Raw genomic sequence first — 13395 nt, 5'->3', positions numbered from 1 at the left:
GACGGTGGTGATAACTCCCGCAGGCGTCACCCGACGAATGCGGTCGTGGCCGCGATCGGCGATGTAGAGGTTGCCTTCGGCGTCCCTCGCAAGGCCGGTGGGGTTCGACAGCCGAGCCGAGCGAGCCATGCCGCCGTCGCCCAGGCCCGTGGCCGTGGGATCTCCGACCTCGCGCTCGATCATGCCGTCCGGAGTGACCCGGAGAACTTGGTGGTTGTTGGTATCCGCAACCCAGAAGCCGCCGCCGGGGGTCGCCAGAACGGCTCCCGGCCAGCGCAGGCTGACAGAGGTTGCCGGACAGCCGTCGCAGCCTAAGGCCGAGGTTTCGAGGTCGGGCGTCGCTCGGCCGCTGGGGAGACCTTCGACCGCGAGATCGAGGAAGTTGAAGAAGCAGTCGCCGGCGACGGTCGAGATGGTGCCGTCGGGAGCGACGCGGCGTACGCAGTCGGTACCGATGTCACCAATCAGCACGCCGCCGTTTTCTTCCACCGCCACGGATGCCGGATGGGAAAGCTTGGCGAGGTGAGCCGGCCCACCGTTGCCGCACTCGGTGGCGGTGTCGCCGATCGTTTGCTCGGTGCACTGCCCGCCGCCGCCGGCAAAGGTGGTGATGATGCCATCGGGCGAAACCTGACGGACCCGACCGCTCGAGACGTCGGCGAGGTAGAGGGTGCCGTTGGGAGCCACGGCGATGCTCCAGGGCCGCCGGACGGCGGCTTGCTCGGCCGGTCCGAAGTCGCCATTCGAGCTGTACTCGCCGGTGCCGACGGCGCGCTTCGATGCGACGCCGAAGGGCCTTGGCGTGCGCCGATCGCCCGTGCCGAGGTAGAGGGAGCGGGAGTCCGGGTCGTAGGTGTGGTGCGGCGACAGGGTCCAGCCTCCGAGGCCGGTGTTGCGGGCATCCCACTGGGTGAGCGGAGCGCCGAGCTCCGAGAGGTTGGTGCGCCGCACCCGTTCGGTGCAGACCACGCCGGCGGTGCGGACTTGACTCGGGAAGATGCCACCGACCTCACCGAACCGCCCCCAGGAGCGACGCGACTCGGGCCCGACGGAGGGGTTGTACTCGAGCTGATAGCAGAAGCGCTTGGCGATGCGCGCTTGGGTGCGGCCGTTGGTGTTTCGGCCCCAGCCGTCGCGACCATCCCAGGAGAGCTGCAGAAACTGGTTCGGTAGCGGTTCGAAGGTCTCGTAGATCCTCTGGCCGGCGACCTCGACGATGACTTCGGCGCGCTGCAAGGACGCCGGAACGGTGGGGCCGGTGACTCGCACGCTCAGGGTTTTGCCTTCACGGCGCCCCGGCGTTCGGTCTGAGCGATAGTGCAAGGCCAGACCGGTACCGGGAATGGAGACCGCCTCACCGAGGATCTGGTTCTGACACTCGATCACCGAGCCGCCGGTACAGTCCGGTTCGTCTTGCATCGGGTCGTCGCGATCGGCATCCTCCTCGCCATCGGGATCCGAGGGGTCCGAATCGTCCGAGTCGTCGCCTTCTTCGTTGTCGTCTGCCGGTGGCAGCTCGACATCGCCCGGCGGCTGGAAGGGCCAGTTGCAGTCGTAGGGCGTCAAGTGAGGAATCGGCACTCGCCACAGGCTGGTGCCGATCGCATAGCGGCTCGCCAACTCAATGCGCTCCGCCTCGGTCACTCCGAGGTCCGCGAGTGCCGCGGCGTCCGCCGCTTGGCCGGAACCGTCGAGGTCGAGCTCGGCGCGGCCCTGTCCATCGACCGACAAAATCTCGATCACGCGGCCGTCTTCGACTCCCACCCAGGCCGCCTTCTCGCGGTCGTAGTAGCCGGTGGGTACCGGTTCGCCGATGGGGAAGCCCAGGAAGTTCTCCTGGTGCAGGACCAAGGGCTGGCTGAAGCGCACCTCGGTGGCGCCGGCGGCGTTCGCTTCGTCGGCGGAGATCTCCGCCGCCCAGGTGTAGGCCGAGGCCGGCGGCAGATCGGCCGGCATGGCGTCGGGCCCCATCGCGCCGAGGGTGAACTCGCTGACCCGCAGGCTGGCGGTGCCGAGGCTCTGCATCGAGCCATCGGGAAGCTCCATCTCGATGTCGGTGCCGGCCGGCGCCAGCACCACCGGGCAGCGAGTGCCGTCCTCGTCGGTCACCTCGGTGCCGACCATCACCTGCATCGACCCGGCATTGGCGGCGATGGCGGTGACCGCGGGGTCGAGAGGCGTCATGACCACGTCCGGGGCCCAGGCGAAGTCGCGCCAGGGGACGTCGAGGCGCCGCTGCAGGGGCAAGTAGCCGTCTTTCTCGTAGACCACCACCCGAGGACCGCCGCCGGAGACGGCGAGGTCGAAGATGCCGTCGGCGCGGGTCTTGGTCTCACCCAGCTCGGGATGGCCGTGGCAAGTGATCTTGACCCCCGGCAAGGGCGCGCCGGCCCGCGAGAGCACTCGCCCCCTCAGCACGGCGATGGTGCGGTCATCGTCGAGGGCGCCGGGGGCGACGCCGGTCTGGATCGGGTTGGGGCCCTCGGTAAGAAACTCGATCTCGGTGGCGAAGTCGGTGGCGACGGTGGGATCGATTGGCGGGGCGACTTCCGCCGGGTTGGGCGGCAGGTCCTCCCCCTGGCCGGGAACCGTAACCAGGGCGGACGGGCCGGTGTTGCCGGCGCAGTCGGTTTGGCGCAGGGAGAGGCTGTCGCCGGCTCCGGCACCGAGCTTGAGGAGGAAGGAGCCGTCGAGGTTTGCGGTGGTGTTGCCGCCCCCACCGGGACCGATGGCGCTGACCGATGCCCCAGACTCCGCAGCTTCCGGGCCACCGGAAACGCTCACTTGAGAGCCATCGAAGGTGAGCGTGACGCGCGCGGTGTCCACCGCCAGGGGTGCGCCCGCGTCGACGGAGAAGCTCACCGAGGCGCTCGAAGCGAAGTGGCTGGCGTCGTCGGTAACGCTGGCGGCCAGCACCACCGAGCCTTCCGGAAGGTCTTCGAGCAGAGTGCAGTCGATGCGCCCACCGGCGGCGCCGCAACGCACCGCCAGCGGATCGTCGTTGGCCGACAGCATCAGCGTGGCGACGTCCGGCTCGAGGTCCCCGGGACCGCTATAAGAAAGGGCGACATCCGGCCGCAGTTCGCCCAGGCAGCCGCCGGGAAGGGGCTCGAGGAATCCGATCGTCAGTCGCGGGAAGCGGTCGCTCCAGGAAGAGGTGTCTCCGGTTTCGAAACCGTCGACGAAGATCACGCTGCCGGGGGGCGGTTCCTGGGCCAGGTGAGCGCCAGTCGCGAGGAGGAGAGCCAGTAGCGTCGTCAAACCCCAGGTCTTCCAGATTCGGCCTGCACTGCGGTGAGTCATTCGGTTTGCTCCTCGTCGGCTCGGGGTGGGGCCTCGAGCTCTTTGGCGGTCGATCGTTCCGTTGCTTCGTCTTCCCGTCGCGCCTTCTGGGCTGCTCGTTCCGCCGCCCAGATCAAGTCCGCCAGACCCCAGGTGCGCGGCGACATCGCTCGGTCGCGGCAGGGCTTGCCCGGCCCATCAGTCGAGGTCGACGGAGGCAGGCGGTGGGGGCGTTGGGAAGACAAAAAGTCATCACTCCATCCCGGAGCACTCCTCGAGCCGTTTGTCCGGGTCATCAACCCATAGGGCAAGGATCATGCCGGCCGAAAGTGGCCTTTTTGCACAGGTTTCTGTGCAAAAGATGTCCGGAAGATGTCCGAAAGATGTCCGGACAAATGTCCGCTGCCTCGAGAAGGGGTGACCGGGCCTCTCGCGCCGACTCTCGATCGGAGGCGGACCCGGTGGGCTTCACCTGCGCTGGTGAAGTCGCGACAGAGACCGATGGCTGCGCCCGGCCAACGAACCAATTCTGCCGCTGATGTTTGGAGGGAGCCCGCGTTGGCCCCAGGCTCTCGGCTCCCGTGGTGGCTGAGAGCCCCGTCTCAGGTCTCGGCCGACGTCAGGCGTTGGTGACGAAGCCCTCGCGCACCGCCAGGAGTGCGGCCTGGGTGCGATCGTCGACGGCGAGCTTCGACAGGATGATGCTGACGTAGCCTTTGACGGTTCCTTCGCTGAGGTGGAGGGCCGAGGCGATTTGCTTGTTGCTGCGGCCGTGGGCGATGAGCTCGAGGACGGTTTTCTCCCGCGGCGTCAGCTCGTCGAAGGGGGAGGGTTGCTGGACGCGCTGCATGAGGATGCGCTGCGCCTCCGGATGGAGTGCCGGTCGGCCGGCGGCGGCTCCCCGAATGGCGCTCACCAGGTCGCCCTTCGAAGCGTCCTTGAGCAGGTAGCCGAGGGCACCGGCCTCCACCGCCTGGCGCACCATGTGGTCTTCGATGAAGCTGCTCAGCACCAGGATGCGGGCGCGGGCTTGACGGTTGCCGAGCTCGGCGATCGCCTCGAGGCCGCCCATCTCGGGCATCACCAGATCCATCAAGACGACGTCCGGGTCGAGGCTCGCGACCTGCTCCAGGGCTTCCACTCCGCTACCCGCCTCGCCGACGACGGTGAGATCGTCGAACTCACCGAGCAGTGTCCGCAGCCCTTCGCGCACGATCTGATGGTCGTCGACGATCAAGATGGAGATGTTGTGGCTCATCGCGTCTCCTTGGCTTTTCTTGGCTCCTGCCGCGGGCCGAAGGGCGAGGTGCCCTCCGACTGGGGTACCGGCGGATCGTCCGCCGGCGATTCCTTGGGCAGGCGCGCGGCCACCCGGGTGCCGAGGCCGACGAAGCTCTCGAGGCGAAAGTCTCCTCCGAGGGCGCGAATCCGTTCGCGCATCGACAGCACGCCCATACCGGACTCGGAGGCGGGTCGCGCCAGGGCCTGCCGGGCGTCGAAGCCGAGTCCGTCGTCCTCGACCGCCAGCCGAACCTGGGAGTCGCTCGCTTGCAGGGTGAGGGTGACCTTTTTCGCTCGAGCGTGCTTCGAGATGTTGTTGAGGCACTCCTGGGTGACCCGGAAGAGGGTTTCCTCGAGGTCCGCCGACTGGCGGCTGTAGTCGGACCACTGGCGGGTCACCTCGAGACCATCGCGCTCGAGCTCCGCCAGCAGGTCGTCGATCACCGGCAGGAGTCCATCGCGCCGCACTCGGAAGATCGTCGGTCGAGGGAACTCGCCGCTGTTGAGGGGCATGGGTTCTTCGGCCGGTCGCAGCTCGCGCAGCAGGGCGCGCATCTCGCCGAGGGCGGAGCGGTTGAGCTCGAGCAGGCGCGCCAGTCGGCGCTCGCCCTCCTGCGGATCCCGCTGGTAGGCCTGCGGGACGGCCTGGGCGATGAGGGTGGCGCTGAACAGCATCTGAGTGACCGAGTCGTGGAGCTCCCGCGCCAGCCGCTGGCGCTCTTCGAGCACCGCCAGGCGCTGGGCCTGGGCGAACAGGGAGGCGTTCTTGATCGCCACCGCCAGGTGATCGGCGACGATCTCCAGGCTCGCCGCGTCTTCCGAGGTCAGCGTTCCGGAGGTCTCGACGTTGAGGACGCCGAGGACTTCGCCAGCGAGGAGGATCGGCACGGCGAGCTCCGCCTGAATCGCCTCGGAGCCGGGTGTCGGCACATAGCGCGAGTCGCGATGGACGTCCTGGACCAGCATCGTCCGGCGCTCGCGGACGGCGGCTCCCATGATGCCCTGGGCGACGGGAAGCCGGTAGACCTCCTGGATCAGGTTGCGGTAGCTGCCGCCGACGGCGCGCAGGACGAGGGTTTCGGGTTCTGCCGGGTCGATCACCGGGATGGCGACGTTGGCATAGCCGAGGAGTCGGTGGATCGCCTCGGCGGCGTTGTCTAGAAGATCGTCGAGGTCGAGGCCGGCAGCGATGATGCGGGCGACCTGGGCGAGCAGGTCGAGGCGCTCGGCGCGCTCCTTCTCGCGCTGGTAGCGCTCGGCGTTGACGATCGCCACCGCGGCGTGGCGGGCGAACAGACTGAGGATGTCGACGTCGCTGCGATCGAAGCGGCGTGGCGGCTGGGCGCCGATACCGAAGAATCCGATCAGGTCGCCATGCCAGAAGATCGGCACCCCCAGAACGGCGTTCTCGGCGAGCTCTGGCAGGACCGGCTCCGGGACGTCGCCGTAGCGCTCCAGAACGACTGGCTCACGGCGCAGCAGAACCTGGCCGGCGAGTCCCTGGCCGACGGCGACCTCGGAACCGAGCTCGCCTTCGGGCATGCGATAGACGGCGGCGATGCGCAGCACACCGCGATCGTGGTCATAGAGACCGATGCTGCCGTCGTGGGCGACCAGCAGCTCGCAGGCTTGGCGCACGATGCTGGTGAGGAGAGGGCGCAACTCGAGCTCGCTGCTGATCTCCTCGATCACCTGGCGCAGCGCTTCCTGTTGGCTGAGGAGGCGCTCGACCCCGAGGTTGCTGTCTTCTTGCAGGCCCATGACGTTCGCGCAGCAGTCTAGCGGTCGCCCTACCTCGGGGACCACCCACCTTAGTCAGGGACGGCAGCCTGGCGAAGGCTAGGAGGAATCAGCGCAGCAGCGCTTGCCGGCGGAGTAGAGCTCGCGGTTGCGTCGCCATTGCGCCACCAGCTCGCTGCCGGCCTTGTCACCGTAGGCCTCGAGCAGGCGGTCTTGCTCTTCGACGGCTTGCTCGAAGCGGCCGGTCTCGGCATAGGCCATGGCGAGGGTCTCGAGGCTCTGTGGCGTCGGTACCTGGCGTGCCACTTCGAGGGCCAGGGTGAGGGCACGGTCGCCGTCCCGCACCTCGAGATCGGGGCAGCCGGCGAGGTGTCGGGCCAGCACGTCCTTGAGATCGAGACTTTCGGGAGAGGCCTCGAGGCCGGCTTCGATACTCGCCAGGGCTTGGCGATGCTCGCCGGCGAAGATCAGCGCGGTCACCTGGCCGAGGCGGGCCGAGACGTCGTCCGGTGCCTGCTGCAGGATCAAGCCGTAGGTCGAGGCCGCTTCCGTGTAGGAGCCGGACTGGCCCATCAGGCCGGCGAGGCCGCGCAGGGCTTGCCGGTGGGTGGGGATCAGGCGGAGCGCTTCCTGGAAGCGGCTCGCCGACTCCGGGAGGTCGCCGAGGCGTTGGGCGATGAGGGCCAGGCCGACGTGGGCGTCGGCCTGCTGGCGCCGGCTGCCGCCGATCTCGATGACCCGCAGGAGGCGTCCGCGGGCCTCGTCTACGCGTCCCGCTTCGAGATCCTTTTGGGCCCCTTCGAGGAGCTCTCCGGCGCGTTTCGCTTCGGTCTGGGCGAGGGTCGGGGGAGTCGCGGCGAGGAGCACGATCATGGCGAGGAAAAGCAGGCGTCTCATGGCTGAGAGCTTACCAAGGATGGGTTCGCGGGCCGACCGACGGCCACTGCTGCTAGCATCTGGCAGGAAGCGAGATCTTGCCCGCGAGGAGAATGACGACCGCCATGAAAACCCGATCCGCTCTGCTCATCCTGACCCTCCTGCTCGCCGCCGGCTTCTATGCCTCCGCCCAGGATCCGGCCGCGAGTGACGATTCCGCCGGCTCGCAAGTCTTCTTCGAGTCCCTCGACGTCAACCTGGTGAATGTCGAGGTCTACGTCACCGACCGGCAGGGCAACCCGGTGCGCGGCTTGACCAAGGACGACTTCGAGGTCTACGAAGACGGCCGGCGTCAATTGGTGAGCAACTTCACTGCCGTCAGCAGCGAAGGCAAGCGACCGCGGGCCCTGGGGGTTCCCAACCTGCCGGTGCCCGAGGGCGAGGTTCCGGAGTCGATCGCGGTGGAGCAGCCGCAGGTCTCGGAGGACCAGCGCCTTCACCTCATCGTCTACTTGGACAATCTCTACCTCAAGCCCTTTGGCCGCAACAAGGTGTCGCGCGAGGTGCAATCTTTCCTCGATTCCTATGTCGGTCCCGAAGATCGGGTTCTGGTGGCGACCTTCGAGCGTTCGCTGAACATCCGTCAGCCCTTCACGGCGGACCGCGCCGCCATCGCCAAGGCCCTGCGCGAGACCGAGAAGCTCACCGCCTTCGCGGTCCAGAACGAGCAAGAGCGTCGGCAGGTGATTCAGCGCATCGAGGCGAGCGATAGCCTGCAGACGGCGGAAGTGGCGGTGGAGAGCTACGCCGGCTCCGCATTCCAGGACGTTCGCACCAGCATTCGTGGCCTCAAAGAGCTGATCAGCTCCCTCGGTGGGCTGCCCGGTCGCAAGGCGATTCTCCACGTCAGCGAAGGCATGCCGATGACCGCCGCGGAGGACCTCTTTCGCCTGCTCGACATCGAGTTCGGCCAGGTCGAGGGGGTCGGAGGCCAGCTCCGTGCCCAGCGCTACAACGCCCGACCCCAGTATCGCGAGCTGATCTCCCACGCCAATGCCAATCGGGTGACCTTCTACACCCTCGACGCGGCGGGCCTGAAGTCACGCTCCTCGGTGTCGGCGGTGAATCGCGGCGCCGCGCGAGGCGGCTCCCAGATCGAGCTCGACTTCATCGAGCAATCGAACATGAGCGAGCCCCTGCAGATGATCGCCCGCGACACCGGTGGCCGCTCGGTGTTCAACACCAACAACTTCAAGCTCGCCTTCGACCAGATGGCGACGGACTTCGACGACTACTACTCCCTCGGCTACCTGCCGGCCCACAACGGGGACGGGCGGTACCACTCGATCGAGGTCAAGCTCAAGAACAAGGTCAGGGGTTACGAGCTGCGCCACCGCGCCGGCTATCGCGACAAGACCCTCGAAACGCGCCTCAACGAGGGCGTGCTGGCGTCCCTCCATCACGGGGTTGGGGTCAACCCGCACGGGCTGCGGGTGAAGACGGCGAAGCCGAAGGCCCGGCGCGATCGCTTCTACCAGGTGCCCGTCGAAGTCGAGATCCCGATCGGTTCCATCGCCATGGTGCCGCAGGGCGACGCCTACCATGGTCGGCTGGTGGTGGTGGTGGCGGCGATCAACCGCGATGGCGGCACGTCCGTGCCGGAGCAGAAGCCGATTCCGCTGGTGATTCCCGCCGCCGAGTTCGAGCGCGCCCAGCAGCAGCACATCACTTACGAGGCGGAGCTGCTGATGCGGGCCGGGTCGCAGGAAGTCGCGGTTGGCTTACGCGATGAGTTCTCCGGCAAGACGTCCTTCATTCGTCGGGTGGTTCAGGTCGGCTGACGGGGCGCGGGAACCTTTCTCCCGTTGCGGGGTTGTAAGGGTCGAAAGCGGGGCGGGAGCTCCTGTCGATCTCACAACACAGGTGGAGAAACTCAACATGATGAAGAAGTCTCTGGTCCTCGGTCTGTCTGCCCTTTTGATCGCCGTTGGAGTCTCGCTGGTGGCGTCCGCCGGCGACGACGCCCAGCGCGTAGAAATCCGTAAATTCATGAGCCCCTGCGAGGGCGACGACTGCCCCTCTTCGGACGACGTTCGGGCCCTCTTCATCGGTGAGGACGGCCATCACGTCGGTCTCGGAGGCGGCCCGCTGAGCTGGGTCCACGGTGGCGGCTTCCTGGGGGTGGCTCTGACCGAGCTGTCGCCCGAGCTGCGCGAGCACTTCGGCGTTTCCGGCGACTTCGGCGTCATCGTCTCGCAGGTGATGGCCGACAGCCCGGCGGAGACGGCCGGCATCGAGGTCGGCGACATCATCACCGGTATCGATGGCGAGGGTGTCGCGAGCGCCTTTGGCCTGTCGAAGAAGGTGCGGGGGCTCGAAGAAGGCGAGGCAGCGGCCATCGAGCTGTGGCGGGATGGCCGTCAGGAGGTTCTTTCGGTGGCGGTCGAAGAGCGCAAGGGAAGCGGCCTGTCGAGCTTTGCTTTCCGCTGCGAAGACGGCGAATGCGAGGGCTTCGACTCCGGCGACGCCAACATCTTCGTGCTCGGCAGTGGCGATGGCGACCGTCATCACATCGTGCGGGAGAACCGCAAGGTGGTGGTTCTCGATTGCGACGAGGGCGATTGCCCCGAGATCGCGACCTCGGGTGGAAATTTCGACTTCGATTTCGACTTCGACTGCGGTGACGAGGCCTGCCAGATCGAGGTCAACTGTGACGGTGGCGACTGCTCCTGCACCCTCAATGGCGACGACGCGGACTGCAGCGCCCTCAGCCTCGACCTCGGCGACTGAGGGAGGCTCGGCGGTCAGAAGAGCTCGCAACCTGCGGTCGCGAGCCGTTTGGAAAGGGGACCCGTGGCGGTCCCCTTTTTTCGTGGCCGTTACTGCGAGCGGGGCACGAAGACCGAGCTGTCGGAGTGAATGTGGTCCCAGCGGAACTCGCTGTTGGGGCGAACCAGATTCCAGTTGGTGCGCAGCGTCGGGCGCCCGTCGTCGGCGAAGCAGTAGCCGGTCCAGGCGGTGAGGCTGCCGTAGTCGCCCCAGTGGACCGTGAAGGTGACGACTCGGGCGTGATGTCCCTCCGCCTCCGGTTCGCGGTCGTTGCTCCAGCCGATCATCGGGAAAGTTCGACCATCGGTCGAGGTCGATGAGATATACCGCCCCTCGATGCGTCCGCTGGTGCTGTCGATGGAGTCGATGGCGAGCACCGAGTCGAGCTCGTTGACCCACTCGCCGGCGAGGCGCTCGCAGTCGGTGTCGGAAGGTCCCGCCGCTGACGCTGCGGAAGCCGTCGCAGAAGCTGGAGCGGCCTGTCCACTGACGCAGCCCACGGTGAGGAGGAGACAGAGCGGGAAAAGGATCGTCAGGCGGCGGACGGGCGGCTTGCGGTGGTGGCTCATCGTGTCGGATCTCCCATCGGTCGCCGTGGACTCTATCTCCTCCCGGCTCCCGGTGGCGAGGCCTTTTGCCGTCACTACCGCTATGATGGAGCCTCGCCAAGACAAGGAGGCTCGCGGATGAAGATCGCCGGAGAGTACACGTTCGACGCCGACCGCGCAGCGGTCTGGGAAGCGCTGCAGGATCCTGTCGTGCTGGCCTCGGTGCTGCCGGGCTGCGACAAGCTGGAACAGACCGGCGAAGGGGCCTATCAAGGCATCCTCAACCTCAAGGTCGGGCCGGTGCAGGGCAAGTTCCAGGGCAAGGTCGCCCTCGTCGACATCGATCCCCCCAACGGCTACACCATGCAGGTCGATGGCCGGGGAGCTCCCGGGTTCGTCAAGGCCACCGGCGCCGTTCGGCTGGAGGATCGCGACGGCAAGACCCATCTCCGCTATGAAGGCGAAGCGCAGGTCGGAGGGCGGGTGGCGAGCGTCGGCCAGCGCTTGGTGGAGAGCTCCGCGAAGTCCATCGTGCGCCAGAGCCTGGAAGGGCTCGGAGCTTCCCTTGGAGTCCGGGAGGGAGGGCAGGATGGGGCGTCCGAGGCGGCGCCCCCTGCGGAGGCTCCGACGCAGGCCGAGTTCGCGGCGCGGGTGGCGAAGGACGTCGCCAAGGACGTGATTCCGAAGCCGGTCTGGCTGATCGGCGTCGTTCTGCTGGTGCTGGCGCTTCTCTACTGGGTCGTTTTCTAGTCCGAATCTCTTGCTGAGAGCCCGGCCAGACTGGCGCCAGCGCTGTGGCAGCGGGCTGGGGCTGCTCGAGGGTCCTTCCCGAGCGGCCCGACCGCGTTATCGGCTGGGTTGAGCCGCGGATTGGTGCGGGAAGTCGGCGGCGTTGTCCTCGGGCTGCTCCGGGCAGTCGAGGGCGCACTGATCCAGGGAGCCGACGCAGGTCTTGCCGCCGTCAGGGAAAGAGCAGGCCTGGAAGTTCGCCGAGGTGCCGCTCTCGAGGGTCTCGAAGAATTTTCGCGTGCCGTAGTTGCAGCGCAGAGCGAAGGAGCCGTCGGAAACCACGATGCTGGCCTGCAGCAGGGCGAAGGACGGAATCCAGCCGGCCCCGAAGCCGCCGAACTCGACGCCATCGGACTTGGCCGTGAAGTAGGAGTTGACGGAGTGCGGGATGGCGTGGACGACCACCGTGTCGGCGGCCGGACACTGAATCGTGACGTGGGCTGCCAGCGGCAGGGCGCTGACCAGGGCGGCGGCGGCAAAGAGAGCGCACTTACGAAGCATCGTTACCTCCTCAGGTTCGAATTAACGAAGGGGCTTCGCTCGTAGGTGCCGCCGGAGGAGGAAACGTTTCGGACGCGCCGCCGGCCTTCAGCGAGCGGCCCCGGCCCAAGGGACGACCGGAAATCGGGTTGACAGGAGCAGCCGCCTGCTAACCAGCAGGCGGCTCCCGAGCCCACCGGGCGAGGCGGCGGCGTAGGCCGCCGAGGATGGGGGTGAGGGCGCGCGACATGCGCGAAGCCGGGCCGCGCGCCCGAGGGGGGCGCCTTTAGCCATTGCTGTCCCACAAAGTTTTCAGAGAGCGTTGATCGGGAGTTGGAGCTGTTCCTCTGGGGGTTGTTTGGGCGGTGGTCTGAGGAGCTGTAGGAGGTTTCTTCGGTCGAAGAGGTTGAGCTGGAGGAGCCTGAGGATCTTCTGGAGAGAGCCTTCGACCTTGGCTCTGAGTTTGAGTTGCTGGAGGAGGAGGTAGACGATGAGGGCGACCCAGATCTGAGAGAGCACGGCGTTGGGACTGGTGCCGAGGAAGTTCAAGACCCGAAGGTTCTGCTTGATCCACTTGAAGAAGATCTCGATCTTCCAGCGCTCCTTGTAGATCTGAGTGATGGTGAGGGCTGGCAGATCCTCGGCGTTGGTGAGGAAGACGTAGTGCTTGCCGGACTCGGGATCGCGATAACCGATGCGTCGCAGAACCAAGCCGCTCTTGCCTTGCATGCGGATGAGCTGGTCACTCGTCAAGCCAGTGTCGGGCTCGACCGGGCGACGCTCCAAGACGGTGTAGCGCAGATCGCGACGGTGCCGGGTCACGAAGCGGATCTCTCGGCTTATCAAGCGTTTGAACAGCTTGAAGTCGACGTATCCGCGGTCGAAAACCACCACGCTTCCGGCCGGAAGGTCCAAGGTTCTCGCCCAATCCCCGTCGTAGCTCTGGCCGTCCGTCAGCTCCACGAATCGCGGTAAGTAGCCATCGTGATCCAAGCCGATATGCAGCTTGGCGGCCCCTTTGGCGGTGTTGAATTTGGCCCACGGAAACATCGAGGCCGTCAGCTTCAAGAAGGTCGCATCCAGCGAGAACAGCTTGCCCTGAAACTTGAATTGGTGGCGAGGAGCGTGCGGAGAGGTTCGGGCCAGGAGCTTCTCGTAGATCTCCTGGTACAAACTGGCCGGCTGATCCCGATTAACCCGAGCCAGCGAAGAACGACTCACCGGTCGAGCCCCGACGTGGTAGAGCTTGTGGCTCTGAGCCCGGAGATTCGAGACCAAGTCCCGAAGGCTGGCTCGCCGGGTCAACTGCGCAGTCGCCAGAGCCACCAGCTGATCCCAGCGACGAATCGACCGCAAACGACGACCTCGGTGGTGGCGACGAGCCGCCGATTCGAATTCATGTCGAGGAATCAGCTTGAGCAGCTGGCTGAGAACGGTAGAATTGTGAGCCAAGGCCTGGTTTCCTTCGTTGTTTCAATGGTTTGGGTCGCACCTTCATTGTAACAACGGACTCAGAAACCAGGCCTTCTTGCCTCTACCCTCCCAGTTTGTGGGACAGCAGTGGCCTCTA

10 protein-coding genes are annotated in these 13395 nt (G+C 66.7%); 3 read left to right on the top strand and 7 right to left on the bottom strand.

The genetic code is table 11. The features are described 5' to 3' along the window. From AAF604_19200 to AAF604_19185, 4 genes are all read right to left on the bottom strand, one after another. On the bottom strand, positions 1-3303 hold a 3303-nt coding region (locus AAF604_19200), incomplete at its 3' end, for a hypothetical protein (protein ID MEM7051801.1). A gap of 598 nt (positions 3304-3901) precedes the next feature. Continuing rightward, a complete protein-coding gene (locus AAF604_19195; protein ID MEM7051800.1) occupies positions 3902-4540 on the bottom strand; it encodes a response regulator transcription factor in 639 nt (212 codons plus the stop codon). Then, positions 4537-6324, bottom strand: coding sequence for a GAF domain-containing protein (locus AAF604_19190; protein MEM7051799.1), 1788 nt, complete (start codon positions 6322-6324; stop codon positions 4537-4539). Before AAF604_19190 ends, AAF604_19195 begins: the two co-directional genes overlap by 4 nt. A 78-nt stretch (positions 6325-6402) precedes the next feature. Then, positions 6403-7200, bottom strand: coding sequence for a tetratricopeptide repeat protein (locus AAF604_19185; GenBank protein MEM7051798.1), 798 nt, complete (start codon positions 7198-7200; stop codon positions 6403-6405). 104 nt (positions 7201-7304) lie between these two features. Between AAF604_19185 and AAF604_19180 the strand changes: the two genes are divergently transcribed. After that, positions 7305-9020 carry a VWA domain-containing protein gene (locus AAF604_19180; protein MEM7051797.1) on the top strand — a complete coding sequence of 572 codons (1716 nt, stop codon included), beginning with the start codon at positions 7305-7307 and terminating at the stop codon, positions 9018-9020. A gap of 97 nt (positions 9021-9117) precedes the next feature. Continuing rightward, positions 9118-9969, top strand: a complete 852-nt coding sequence (locus AAF604_19175; GenBank protein ID MEM7051796.1) for a PDZ domain-containing protein — start codon at positions 9118-9120, stop codon at positions 9967-9969. 89 nt (positions 9970-10058) lie between these two features. On the opposite strand, the gene AAF604_19170 is transcribed toward AAF604_19175, so the two are convergent. Next, a complete protein-coding gene (locus AAF604_19170; GenBank protein MEM7051795.1) occupies positions 10059-10577 on the bottom strand; it encodes an avidin/streptavidin family protein in 519 nt (172 codons plus the stop codon). A 117-nt stretch (positions 10578-10694) separates the two neighbouring features. Between AAF604_19170 and AAF604_19165 the strand changes: the two genes are divergently transcribed. Then, entirely contained in the window at positions 10695-11306 is a 612-nt protein-coding gene (locus AAF604_19165) for a carbon monoxide dehydrogenase subunit G (protein ID MEM7051794.1), read from the top strand. A gap of 96 nt (positions 11307-11402) precedes the next feature. Here the strand turns inward: AAF604_19165 and AAF604_19160 are convergent, their stop codons facing one another. Beyond that, entirely contained in the window at positions 11403-11846 is a 444-nt protein-coding gene (locus AAF604_19160; protein MEM7051793.1) for a hypothetical protein, read from the bottom strand. Positions 11847-12137: 291 nt separating this feature from the next. Further along, positions 12138-13277, bottom strand: coding sequence for an IS4 family transposase (locus AAF604_19155; protein ID MEM7051792.1), 1140 nt, complete (start codon positions 13275-13277; stop codon positions 12138-12140). Positions 13278-13395 lie beyond the last annotated feature (118 nt).

The organism is Acidobacteriota bacterium, from assembly GCA_039028635.1.
Lineage (GTDB): Bacteria > Acidobacteriota > Thermoanaerobaculia > Multivoradales > JBCCEF01 > JBCCEF01.
This window is presented reverse-complemented; position numbering and strand designations above follow the sequence as displayed.

Bases quoted from the DNA above. Each gene is read 5' to 3' on its own strand.
- AAF604_19195 (MEM7051800.1), bottom strand. From the start codon at position 4,540: ATGAGCCACAACATCTCCATCTTGATCGTCGACGACCATCAGATCGTG.
- AAF604_19175 (MEM7051796.1), top strand. From the start codon at position 9,118: ATGATGAAGAAGTCTCTGGTCCTCGGTCTGTCTGCCCTTTTGATCGCC.
- AAF604_19160 (MEM7051793.1), bottom strand. From the start codon at position 11,846: ATGCTTCGTAAGTGCGCTCTCTTTGCCGCCGCCGCCCTGGTCAGCGCC.
- AAF604_19170 (MEM7051795.1), bottom strand. From the start codon at position 10,577: ATGAGCCACCACCGCAAGCCGCCCGTCCGCCGCCTGACGATCCTTTTC.
- AAF604_19165 (MEM7051794.1), top strand. From the start codon at position 10,695: ATGAAGATCGCCGGAGAGTACACGTTCGACGCCGACCGCGCAGCGGTC.
- AAF604_19180 (MEM7051797.1), top strand. From the start codon at position 7,305: ATGAAAACCCGATCCGCTCTGCTCATCCTGACCCTCCTGCTCGCCGCC.
- AAF604_19190 (MEM7051799.1), bottom strand. From the start codon at position 6,324: ATGGGCCTGCAAGAAGACAGCAACCTCGGGGTCGAGCGCCTCCTCAGC.
- AAF604_19185 (MEM7051798.1), bottom strand. From the start codon at position 7,200: ATGAGACGCCTGCTTTTCCTCGCCATGATCGTGCTCCTCGCCGCGACT.